Below are 11,993 nucleotides of genomic sequence, written 5' to 3'. Positions count from 1 at the left end.
ATAAATATCCAGCTGTAAAATTTGCTCTTTTCAGCATTTACAGTAAATAATAGTTAGTGCGATTTTTATTAGCGGTGTCAAATATAGAAAGCCAAAGTTGCTTTTACAAGTTTTTTAACATAATCTCCAGAAAGCAGGAAATACCGCAATAATAAGTTCACAATTTTACAAATTGTTACAAAAGAATCATTTTAGAATAAAAACTCTTCAAACAATTTTCAAACAGAATTTTATACGGAATGATCCATAATTAACAAAACATTAACAATGTTATAAGAAAACGTTAACATGTTATTCTATTATTTTTCTGTATTAAAACACAAGTAATTTATAATGATTCTAAACACTTTAAAATCGAATTATAACAAAAAAAAGACGCTCTACCTTCTCAGGCTGAGCGTCTTTCACTGTGATATTAAATAAGTGTAAAAGCAACTTATTTATTGATATTTAATCGATATACTCAAATTTAGTGTACGGCACCAAAACTGCAGGAATCTTAATTCCTTTTTCCGTTTGATTATTCTCCAATATCGCTGCGACAATACGTGGTAAAGCTAACGCCGAACCGTTCAAGGTATGTGCCAGTTGCATCTTGCCATCAGCATTTTTAAAACGGACTTTCAAACGATTCGCTTGATAAGTTTCAAAATTGGAAACGGAAGATACCTCTAACCAACGTTTCTGAGCAGAACTATACACTTCCATGTCATAGGTCAATGCAGAAGTAAAACTCATATCTCCACCGCAAAGGCGCAATACACGGTAAGGAAGCTCTAATTTCTGCAACAGACGCTGTACGTATAAACTCATTTCCTCGAGCACTTCATAAGACTTTTCAGGATGTACAAGCTGCACCGTCTCCACTTTGTCAAATTGGTGTAGTCGGTTCAATCCACGTACATGTGCCCCGTATGAACCTGCTTCACGACGGAAACATGGTGTATAAGCACAATGTTTAATTGGAAACTGTGCTTCTTTCACAATCTCGTCTCTATAAATGTTGGTGACCGGAACTTCAGCTGTAGGGATCAAATACAGATTGTCGTTACCCACATAGTACATCTGTCCTTCTTTATCCGGTAATTGTCCCGTAGCAAATGCAGAATCTTCATTGACCAAAATGGGCACCTGTACTTCCTCATAACCTTCTTCTGCGGCCTGATCTAAAAAGAAATTGATCAATGCCCGTTGCAATTTAGCGCCTTTACCTTTATAGATAGGAAAACCTGCACCGGCAACTTTTACGCCAAGCTCTAAATCAACAATATCATATTTGTTCAACAATTCCCAATGCGGCAATGCATCCTCCGACAAAGCCGGGATTTCGCCATGGCTCAAAACAACTTCGTTGTCCTCAGCGCTTACACCTGCTGGAACGGATTGATGCGGTAAATTAGGTAATTGTACGATCTTCTCATTCAATGCTGCTTCAATTGTACCCAATTGATCCAAAAGTTGCTTCACTTGCTCCTTATATCCCGAAGATTTGGATTTAACGGTTTCAGCTTCTTCTTTTTTACCTTGGCGCATCAGATCTCCAATCTGTTTTGCTGCCGCATTAGCCTCTGCCGAAAGTGCGTCTGATTCCGATTGGATCTTACGACGCTCTTCATCTAAACTGATGATTTCGTCGACCAATCCAATTTCCTTGAAATGCTTGACAGCCAATCTTTCGATTACCGTATCCCTGTTCTCACGGATATAATTTAATTGCAACATAATATAAATGTGTTATTTAAAATAGTGAACAAACTTAGATAAATTTGCCTTTATTTACAAGCAATTTTATTCCTAAACCACCATCCAAAAGGCTTTTTGACTACTTTACGGCGCTCTATTTTCATAACACCGCACCGGCTAACATCCATCAGCCCATGGAAGACCAATCTTCCATGGAACCGATGTTTATAACCCATAATCCATAGAAAGAGCGTATCCATTAGACGCCTAATCGATACGCTCTATAATTCGATCTATACGCAAAGCCCTGTGCTGAGATTCAACCTGATGAACTCATTTGATGCGCTTTTGCTAAGCAATGTTTACCTCATCGCATAAATAAACATCCTGAATGGCATGTAATAGTGCGACGCCTTCATTCATTGGCTTTTGAAAAGCCTTACGCCCAGATATTAACCCCGTGCCACCTGCACGCTTGTTGATAACCGCAGTTTTTACAGCTTCCTGGATATCATTCTGTCCCGAAGCTCCACCAGAATTGATCAAGCCAGCCCGACCGGCAAAGCAATTAAGTACCTGGTAGCGGCATAAATCAATAGGGTGATCGGAAGAAAGCTGCGTATACATGCGTTCATCCAGCTTTCCATAACTACTTTTACCCATATTCAATGCTTTAAAGCCACCGTTCAATTCGGGTAGTTTTTGCTTAATAATATCCGCTTTGATCGTTACGCCCAAATGATTGGCCTGTCCGGTAAGATCCGCTGCTAAATGATAATCTTTATCACCTACTTTAAAGGCCGAGTTGCGCAGATAACACCATAATACAGTCGCCATCCCCAAAGAATGTGCTTCTTCAAATGCTTTTGCCACTTCTATAATCTGACGATCTGATTCCTCAGATCCAAAATAGATGGTCGCCCCTACCGCAACTGCCCCCATATTCCAGGCTTCGCGAATTGTTCCGTACAAGATTTGGTCGGCTCGATTAGGATAGGTCAATAGTTCATTATGATTGATTTTAACCAGAAACGGAATCTTGTGTGCATACTTTCGGGCAACGGCTCCTAAAACACCAAAGGTAGATGCCACGGCATTGCAGTTTCCTTCCAAAGCTAGCTTGACAATATTTTCCGGATCAAAATACTGAGGATTTGGAGCAAAAGAAGCTCCTGCACTGTGTTCGATTCCCTGATCTACAGGCAATATCGAAAGATACCCGGTATTGGCTAACCGTCCCGTTCCAAAAAGTTGCCCCAAACTCCGCAAGACCTGTGGGCTACGGTCACTCGAACTATATACTTGGTCAATAAATGCTGCTTGTGGAAGATGAAGCATTGTTTTGGAAACTGCGGGTTGATCAAATTCTAATAAATAACTCGCTTCTGCGCCCAGATGTGCCTGTATTTTTTCAATGTATTGCATAATTTATTTAAAATAAAGTGATGGAGTTTACCATTATCTTTAAAATAAAACTCCAAAAAGCACAGAATGTTTTAGCGCATATTATATAGTAAAAAAAAACTTAACTTTGACCATGTTATATTTAGTTCCAACACCTATTGGCAATCTGGAGGACATGACGTTCCGTGCGATCAATGTCCTGAAAGAAGTGGACCTCATCTTAGCAGAGGATACAAGGACCAGCGCTCCGCTTTTGAAGCATTTTGGAATCGACAAAAAAGTATTTGCGCATCATCAGCACAATGAACATAAAGCGGTATCTGAAATCATTAAATTCTTGAAAGAAGGGCAAAACATTGCATTGATTTCAGACGCAGGGACGCCAGCGATCTCAGATCCGGGATTTTTGCTGGTGCGTGAAGCCATCAAAGAAGGGCTTGAAGTGCAGTGCTTACCAGGCGCAACAGCTTTCGTGCCAGCGCTTGTCAATTCTGGTCTTCCCAACGACCGTTTTTGCTTTGAAGGTTTTCTCCCCGTCAAAAAAGGAAGACAAACGCGCTTAAAAGCTTTGGCGGAGGAAAAAAGAACGATGATCTTCTACGAGTCGCCACATCGTATTCTCAAAACCATCGAAGAATTTATTACCGTTTTTGGAGCAGAAAGACAAGCTTCGATATCGCGCGAACTAAGCAAACTCTATGAAGAAAATGTTCGCGGAACATTAACTGATTTAAAATTACACTTTGAAAACAATCCGATTAAAGGAGAATTTGTATTTTGTGTAGCGGGATTGGAATAAATTTTGACAATCTTTAGGTATTAAAAAGTATTTGACATGAACATGGAACAATTTGCACAGGACGGGCAGGACATAAAAATCATTGAAAAATTGGTTACTAAAGTCCAAGATATGCTTACTCCAGGGGAAAAAATAGATTATATTGCAGTTCAAAAGAAACCTGCAGTTACTATTTTACCAGATAGTATCACCATCAGTAATAAGCGCATATTTATGTGCGAATTTACTAAACTGGGTCTAGCTACTGATTTTGAAATCTTCGGTTGGCAAGATATCAAGGATATTGCCTTTAAGGAAGAAATATTCGGTTCAAAAGTTACGGTGATACCATTTACTGGCGAGAACTTAAGCATAGACTATATCCCTAAAGTTCAGGCTAGGAAATTGTATCAATATATTAAAGCCGCCCTTGAAAACTATAAAAAAGCCGAATTGGCTGCCGAAAAAGAAAAAATAGTCATTGCTCCAACAGTTGCAAAGGAAGTGATTATCGAACGGCCAGAAAATAATACGCCTGTTCAGCCAGCAGTTACAGCTCCGGCGGCACCTCAAGCTTATGGGTCGGCTCAGCCAACTCCGCCGGCGTCAATTCAAACACAACAACCGATCGGATCTACTCCTACTGTTCCTCCAGTTTCGGCAGCTCCTATCGTTCCACCCGCTGCCGCAAAAGAAGAGGAAGATGATGAAATTACCTTAAAGCTCAAAAAATTAAAAACGCTCTTCGACAAACAATTGATTACCCAAGAGGAATACGAGAGTAAAAAGAGAGAAGTTTTATCCAGTTTATAATCATAAATGGGAGAAAATATATAGTGAAAAACAACTATTTACTGGCACTTTTAAGTGCCTTTTTATTGTGGTTGGGCTGGCCTCCAATCCCCTATTCCAGTCCCTTGTTATTTATTGGGTTTGTGCCTTTGCTGATTGCTGTAGAAAATATTATCCGCAGTGAAACATTCAAAAGAAAAGGCCGTAAAGTATTTCTTACAGCGGGACTCACGGCTGTTGTTTGGAACACGGCTTCCATTTACTGGGTATACAACTCCATCTCGGCAGTTATGCCGCCCTTTGCCGCTGTTGTCATCAGTCTGATACCTTTTTGTCTTGGCGCCGCTTTAATGGCACTGGCTTTCAGGTTATATGGGCAATTACGACGCAAAACGAACATCCTGTTATCCCTTTTCGGATTAATGGGATTTTGGATAAGCTATGAATTTCTACACGAATCCTGGGATTTAGCCTTCCCTTGGATGACTTTAGGCAATGGTTTCGCAAGTTTCCACCAATTGATCCAATGGTACGACATCACAGGGGTCTATGGCGGAACAATATGGATCTGGCTGGTCAATATCTTGGTATTTACACTTTACCTCAATGGAAAAGGACTTTATCCAATCAAACGTAAGATTATCCCGATTGCCTCTTTGGCGACGATATTGTTGGTTCCCAGCGCCTACTCGCTGATACGTTACTTCAACTACGAAGAACATCAGAATCCTGCACAGATTGTTGTTGTTCAACCGAATATTGACCCTTATATTAAATTCAATTTAAGTCCCGAGGAACAATTAAACACCTTATTCGCCTTATCAAATTCAGTCGCCAAACCCAATACGGAGTTTTTCATCTGGCCTGAAACTGCACTTTCACAGAACGGCGATTTTGACGAGGAAAACTTTAGGGAAACCTATTCTTACCAGCGCATTTTAAAATTTTTAGATCAATATAAAAATGGTAATGTACTTTCAGGTATTGAAAGCTATCAGTTGTACAACTATGCAAAAACACCTACTGCGCGTGAAATAGCTCCTAATGTATACCAGGATAATTTCAATGCTGCGACATTGATCGATTATTCCTCCAAACTTCAGTTTTACCATAAGTCTAAACTCGTGCCGGGCGTAGAGCAAATGCCTTTTGGCGCAGCGATGAACTTCCTGAAACCTTTATTTAAAGCATTCGGCGGCACGACAGGTGGCTACGGGAAACAGGCCGAACCTTCGGTATTCTATGCCCAAAGCGGTATTGGTGCCGCACCCGTAATCTGTTATGAATCCATTTGGGGCAATTATGTTTCCCAATATGTCAAAAAAGGCGCTCAGTTTATTGCTATCATCACCAACGATGGCTGGTGGGGCAATACTTCGGGTAAAGACCAGCATTTACAGTATGCCAAACTGCGTGCGATTGAAAACAGGCGCTGGGTTGCCCGATCGGCAAATACAGGGATTTCAGGCTTTATCAATCAACGTGGCGATATTGTACAACAGACTAAATGGTGGCAGCCTGCGGCCCTAAATCAGGAAATTAATCTAAATGAAGAAATTACTTTCTACACGCGAGCAGGTGATATTGCTGCCTATTTGGGTTTGGTGCTCGCAATGGGAGGACTTGTGATACTCATCGTGGTCCGACGAAAAAAAAGAACTTATCTAAATTGAAAAGTAGCGCCAAACTGAAATAGTAACTTGGTGCTATTTTTTCTGTATCAGAATGAGAAAGCTAATCCTATACCTTCCTCGGCAAAAAGAACCTAATTCTAATGAGCCCCCAGCAATCCAATATCTATCAGCTATAATTAGGAAAATAAAATGATAAAAATAAGTCATTTAATACCTTTAATTTACTTTGGAGATTTGTAATTTTGCAGCATGCAAGTATATTTTGATAATGCAGCGACTACAGCCTTAGATCCTGAAGTAATAAAAGTAATGGTTGATGTGATGAACAATAACTTTGGAAATCCATCTTCTATCCATAGTCACGGACGACAAGTAAAAACAATTGTAGAAAAAGCCCGTAAAACGATTGCCAATCTACTTCATGTATCTCCAGCAGAGATATTCTTCACATCGGGTGGAACCGAGGCCGACAATATGGCCATCGTTAGGTCGATCGCCGACTTTGGGATAACCCATGCCATCACCTCACCTATTGAGCACCATGCCGTATTACATACCTTAGAAGAACTTGAAAAAGCCGGTAAGGTGCACCTCGACTTATTGGAAGTTGACGAAAAAGGTAATTTAAATCTCACCCAGCTGGAAGAACTTTTAAGTACCAATCCGCGTACGTTTGTTTCCATTATGCATGCCAATAATGAGATCGGAAATCTCAACGATATTCAACGTATCTCCGAGTTATGCCAAAAGTATAATGCGATATTCCATTCGGACACGGTACAGACCATGGGGCATTATCCACATGACCTTGGTAACCTTAAAATAGATTTTATAACAGGGGCTGCCCATAAATTCCATGGCCCAAAAGGGGTGGGTTTTCTTTACATCAATGCGAATAACAAGATTAAACCGTTAATCTATGGTGGAGCACAAGAGCGCAACATGCGTGGTGGAACAGAAAATGTCTATGGAATCGCGGGGCTTGCCAAAGCTTTAGAACTTGCCTATGAGCACATGGAAGAACACCACGCTTATATTCAAGGACTCAAATCTTATATGATCGACGAGTTGCAGAAAGCAATCCCCGAGATTGATTTTAATGGTGTTATTGAACCTGATAAATCACTGTATACCGTACTGAATGTTTCTTTCCCTTGCAGTGACCTTGCCGACATGCTTTTATTCAACCTGGATATTGCGGGTATATCCTGCTCTGGTGGCAGTGCCTGCAGTTCAGGAACAGATATAGGCTCGCATGTATTGGGCGCAATAAAATCCAGCTCGGAACGACCTTCAGTTCGTTTTTCATTCTGCAAGCATAACACCAAAGAAGAAGTTGACTTCGTCGTAGGAACGTTAAAAGAACTTTGTGCTAAAAACAACTAATATTTTATAGTTGACAACAGACAACGAATAAGATCGCTCAATGTAGCGCTAATTAAAAATTCAAGCAAGAATTCTTAATTAGCGCTACATTGAGTTAGATCAGTTTAATCTTGCTCCAGCGCGCTATCAGAGCAGCAAGCTGGAGTGAGAAGACTTCCTCATCCAACAACAAGTTACACGGCATATTTGTATTCGCTAAACCGTTCTGGATACGTACACCCCCATTTCCGACAACTACCATAATTACCCGAACATATACATCATCATACCAACTCACTCCTAATAACAGTTTTCAATCAGTTTTTAGACAGTGATCAGTCAGTGCTTATTCAGTTCATACTGAGCAAGCACTGAACGAGCACTGAACAATCACTGAACAAGCACTGTTAAAAGAGCCTATTTGATCCTAACTTGCTACGGTTAAAAATTAAAGAGAAGAAGGGAAGAAAACTTTCAGTATAATCCCAATTAAGGATTGCAATACTGGGAAAAGTGAATAATTTCAAAAAAATAAAAAAGCCGAAAATAGATTCGGCTTTTTCATTCTTCATACATCTTTTATGCTAGATTCAATTTTTTGTCAAGACATAATATTTGGAAATATCTCCCGTAATGTCATTTCCGGAAAGATCCAACTGACTGAGTATCCGATTTCCTAATTTGAACTTATAGTCAACGCCGTCCAGTGTAATGATGTTACCATCCAATTTCCATTTTCCTTCACGCATAAACACATCATCACTTTTATTAAGGTATTTAGATGAATATTGGTAGGTGTTGTCAGCATGCAATGAAATAAGTGTTTCTATACCATCACAATCCGCACAAGGCATAACACCTTTGTATTCACCAATCACTACTTCCGCCTTATCCCTACCTTTTAGGTCCTGTAAATTATCTTTATAGACCGCAACACTTTGTTTGGGATTATCACATCCCACCATTCCAATTGTCAACAACAAACCCACAATCCAAATAAACCTTTTCATCTCATTCCAAATTCAAAAAAACCAGCATCTAACAGTTACACCAATAAATTCATAACAAATTAAATACCAAAAATTTAGAAAAGATTAAAAATCATCTTCATCGTCGTCTGTCAAGAATGACAATGCACCTTGTAACTCGCCCAAAGCATGGAAATTACGTGTCCTCCGAGCGATCTCAATTCCGGATCTATAGGTATCAATCGCGGACGCCTGTTTATTTAATTTTTCGTACAATTTACCCAAATGATAGTAAGTTCCTACATAATCCGGATTTGTATGTACTAAATTCTCAAATCTTAGCATGGCCTCTTGTTCATCTTCCTGCTTGAGGTATTCAGCTGCAATTGCATATTTTAAAAAAGGATCTTCGGGGCTCTCTTTCAAAAATTCATTCAGTTGATCCAATCGTGTCGACATATCTTTTTTATTTCAAACTTAGACAAATTGCATTTTATATGCAATTTAATTGTGTTTCCCCTAAAACAATTCCCCGTCTCTCCATATCACACGAAAGCTCTTTATAAACAGGAACCCCGAATGAGCTGCTATGCTTTCTAAAATTACTATGCTAGCATATAAAATGACAATTTACTGACGCAATAAATCCATTATCAAGAACCGGCTATTTAAAATAAAAAATTACAAAAAAGACAACAAAATACCTAAATATCACATCATATCAAAAAAAATACACGAAAACAACTGATAAAATTAAAAATTCATCAAAATAACAAGACGACTCTTTAACAGAATTTAAAACGCCTTAGCGCTTTTTAATTGAAAGAAAATATGGTAAGTTTGAGTAAAACCAATCGTATATGAAAATATTAGTTTGTATAAGTAATGTCCCTGACACTACATCCAAAATCACTTTTACAAATGACAACACTGCATTTAATACAGCTGGTGTACAATTCATTATAAACCCTTATGATGAAATTGCTTTATCCAAAGCAGTTGAGTTGGCTGAAGGTGGAAAAGGAACCGTAACTGTCATCAATGTGGGCGATGCATCTACAGATGCAACCATTCGAAAAGCATTGGCAATTGGCGCAGACAATGCTGTACGGATTAACGCCGCTCCACGCGATGCTTGGTTTGTTGCTAATCAGATAGCAAAGTATGCCAAAGACAATGCATTTGACTTAATTTTAACTGGCCGCGAATCCATCGACTATAACGGTGCTCAAGTGGGGGCAATCGTAGGAGAACTGCTGCATATCCCTTCTGTTTCCATTGCCAAAAAAGTTGATATTGCGGGCGACGCAGTCACAGTTGAGCGCGAGATTGAAGGTGGAAAAGAAGTATTGACAGCAAAGCTGCCAATCGTCATTGGTACAGCAGAAGGTGTTGCCGAGCCAAAAATACCTAATATGCGTGGTATTATGAGTGCGCGGACCAAACCATTGGATGTGCTGGAACCTTCCACTATAGACGTTCTTGAACACATTGTCAGCTATGAGACACCTGCTCCGCGCGGTACAGTCAAACTTGTTGACGCTGCCGAGGTAGAAAAATTAGTTTCTCTTCTTCACGACGAAGCTAAAGTTATTTAATCTTTAAACGCTAAAACACCATGTCTATACTCGTATATGTAGAAAATACCGATGGAAAATTCAAAAAATCTGCTTTTGAAGTTGTTTCTTATGCAAAATCCATCGCCGATAACATACAGACTGATCTTGTTGCGATTTCAATTGGAAATGTCGCTGGAGACGAACTTGCTGGCTTGGGCAAGTACGGTGCTTCCAAAGTATTAAATGTCGACAATGAGCGACTAGCTTCTTTTGTAAACCAAGCGTATGCAAGCATCATTGCTGAAGCCGTAAAGAGTACCGGCTCAAAAATACTTGTGCTGTCCAACTCATTCTCAGGTAAGGGACTCGCTCCACGTATTGCAGCCAAATTGGAGGCTGGTCTGGCCGATGGCGCGCTCGAATTGCCGAAAATCAATGGCGACAAACTGACTGTCAAAAAAACAGCGTTCTCCAATAAAGCGTTCGCTACGCTCGAACTATCCTCGGATATAAAGGTCATCGCACTAAGCCCGAATGCATATGAAACAAAAGAGACCGGTGGTAGCGCAACTGTCGAAACTTTTGCTCCCAATATTGACCAAACAGATTTTACAACGATGGTCAAAGAGATTGTTCGAGCAACAGACAAAGTTTCCCTGCCCGAAGCTGAAATCGTCGTCTCCGCAGGCCGTGGTTTAAAAGGCCCCGAAAACTGGGGTATGGTGGAAGAACTTGCAGACGTCCTTGGTGCAGCTACAGCATGTTCAAAACCCGTATCTGATGCAGGCTGGCGCCCGCATTCGGAGCACGTAGGCCAAACAGGTATTGTTGTTAGCCCCAATCTCTACATTGCTATCGGTATCTCCGGAGCAATACAGCATTTGGCCGGAGTAAGCTCTTCTAAAACAATCGTTGTCATCAATAAAGATCCAGAAGCGCCCTTTTTCAAAGTGGCCGATTATGGAATTGTAGGCGATGCTTTCGACGTCGTTCCGAAATTAACGCAGGCATTGAAGGCTTACAAAGGTATTTAAAGCTTTCTTCCGATATATTCTCCCCATTTATCCAAAATGAATGGGGAGTTTTTATTTGTTATAATTGCATATAAAAGCAAATTTATCTAAGTTTGTAGACCGCTTTGGAATTAAAATGAAGAAAATCAGATTAGATATCGTTGGTTTATCCTATAGTCAAACGCAATCTGGGGCTTATGCTCTTGTATTGGGAGAAGTGGAGGGCAACAGAAGATTGCCCATCATTATCGGCAGCCACGAGGCTCAAGCTATTGCTATTCGGATAGAGAAAATGATTCCTAGTCGTCCGCTGACACACGACCTATTTCAATCTTTTGCAGATTCTTTTGGTATTAAACTCATTGAAGTACTGATCTATAATTTGATTGAAGGGATATTTTATGCTAAAATTATCTGTTCCGACGGCAACAAGATTGTCGAGATTGATGCCCGCACATCCGATGCCGTTGCACTGGCTGTACGGTTTGAAGCTCCGATCTATGCCTACGAATTTATTATGTCCTCTGCTGGAATTATCATTGAGGGACATGAGTTCGCATTTTTGGAAAACCTAGACAAGTCCAATAAAGTTCAGGATCCAAGTGTTGTTGAGATCGAAGAAAAAACACCTTCAAAATCCCCACAAAATCCTTTCTCCTCGTTGACAGATGAGCAACTGGAGCAAGCACTTAATCAGGCATTGACCGAAGAAAACTACGAGCAGGCTGCATTGATTAGGGATGAGATTTCCAAAAGAAAATAACTCCTTTCATTAAAGCGAAACAAAAATTTTAAAT

Annotated in this window: 12 protein-coding genes; 7 read left to right on the top strand and 5 right to left on the bottom strand. The window is 40.0% G+C overall.

Annotation, left to right across the window (positions count from 1 at the left end; genetic code table 11):
• Nucleotides 1-450 precede the first annotated feature (450 nt).
• Together serS and BV902_RS07060 are read right to left on the bottom strand one after the other, a co-directional pair.
• Nucleotides 451-1,722: a serine--tRNA ligase gene (gene serS, locus BV902_RS07065; RefSeq protein WP_075991325.1), complete on the bottom strand. Its 1,272-nt coding sequence runs from the start codon at nt 1,720-1,722 to the stop codon at nt 451-453.
• 312 nt (nt 1,723-2,034) lie between these two features.
• Entirely contained in the window at nt 2,035-3,108 is a 1,074-nt protein-coding gene (locus BV902_RS07060) for a class I fructose-bisphosphate aldolase (protein ID WP_075991324.1), read from the bottom strand.
• 112 nt (nt 3,109-3,220) lie between these two features.
• On the opposite strand from BV902_RS07060, the gene rsmI reads away from it, so the two are divergent.
• The 4 genes from rsmI (at nt 3,221) to BV902_RS07040 (ending at nt 7,677) form a co-directional block, all read left to right on the top strand.
• Nucleotides 3,221-3,886, top strand: coding sequence for a 16S rRNA (cytidine(1402)-2'-O)-methyltransferase (rsmI, locus tag BV902_RS07055; RefSeq protein WP_083663502.1), 666 nt, complete (start codon nt 3,221-3,223; stop codon nt 3,884-3,886).
• A gap of 42 nt (nt 3,887-3,928) precedes the next feature.
• Nucleotides 3,929-4,678, top strand: coding sequence for a PH domain-containing protein (locus BV902_RS07050; protein ID WP_237242008.1), 750 nt, complete (start codon nt 3,929-3,931; stop codon nt 4,676-4,678).
• A gap of 23 nt (nt 4,679-4,701) precedes the next feature.
• A complete protein-coding gene (lnt, locus tag BV902_RS07045; RefSeq protein WP_075991321.1) occupies nt 4,702-6,330 on the top strand; it encodes an apolipoprotein N-acyltransferase in 1,629 nt (542 codons plus the stop codon).
• 210 nt (nt 6,331-6,540) lie between these two features.
• Complete coding sequence (locus tag BV902_RS07040; protein ID WP_075991320.1) at nt 6,541-7,677, top strand: cysteine desulfurase family protein; 1,137 nt, start codon at nt 6,541-6,543, stop codon at nt 7,675-7,677.
• 94 nt (nt 7,678-7,771) lie between these two features.
• On the opposite strand, the gene BV902_RS27250 is transcribed toward BV902_RS07040, so the two are convergent.
• The 3 genes from BV902_RS27250 to BV902_RS07030 form a co-directional block, all read right to left on the bottom strand.
• Nucleotides 7,772-7,954, bottom strand: a complete 183-nt coding sequence (locus BV902_RS27250) for a hypothetical protein (RefSeq protein WP_157625923.1) — start codon at nt 7,952-7,954, stop codon at nt 7,772-7,774.
• A gap of 292 nt (nt 7,955-8,246) precedes the next feature.
• Nucleotides 8,247-8,666: a copper resistance protein NlpE gene (locus BV902_RS07035; protein ID WP_075991319.1), complete on the bottom strand. Its 420-nt coding sequence runs from the start codon at nt 8,664-8,666 to the stop codon at nt 8,247-8,249.
• Between the two features lie 84 nt (nt 8,667-8,750).
• Complete coding sequence (locus tag BV902_RS07030; protein ID WP_075991318.1) at nt 8,751-9,083, bottom strand: tetratricopeptide repeat protein; 333 nt, start codon at nt 9,081-9,083, stop codon at nt 8,751-8,753.
• A 401-nt stretch (nt 9,084-9,484) separates the two neighbouring features.
• Here BV902_RS07030 and BV902_RS07025 point away from each other — a divergent pair, with 401 nt between their 5' ends.
• From BV902_RS07025 to BV902_RS07015, 3 genes are all read left to right on the top strand, one after another.
• Complete coding sequence (locus BV902_RS07025) at nt 9,485-10,222, top strand: electron transfer flavoprotein subunit beta/FixA family protein (protein WP_075991317.1); 738 nt, start codon at nt 9,485-9,487, stop codon at nt 10,220-10,222.
• A 20-nt stretch (nt 10,223-10,242) separates the two neighbouring features.
• Nucleotides 10,243-11,217, top strand: a complete 975-nt coding sequence (locus tag BV902_RS07020; protein ID WP_075991316.1) for an electron transfer flavoprotein subunit alpha/FixB family protein — start codon at nt 10,243-10,245, stop codon at nt 11,215-11,217.
• A gap of 115 nt (nt 11,218-11,332) precedes the next feature.
• Complete coding sequence (locus BV902_RS07015) at nt 11,333-11,959, top strand: bifunctional nuclease domain-containing protein (RefSeq protein WP_075991315.1); 627 nt, start codon at nt 11,333-11,335, stop codon at nt 11,957-11,959.
• The last annotated feature ends 34 nt before the right edge of the window (nt 11,960-11,993 follow it).

Source organism: Sphingobacterium sp. B29, from assembly GCF_001952815.1.
GTDB lineage: Bacteria > Bacteroidota > Bacteroidia > Sphingobacteriales > Sphingobacteriaceae > Sphingobacterium > Sphingobacterium siyangense.
This window is presented reverse-complemented; position numbering and strand designations above follow the sequence as displayed.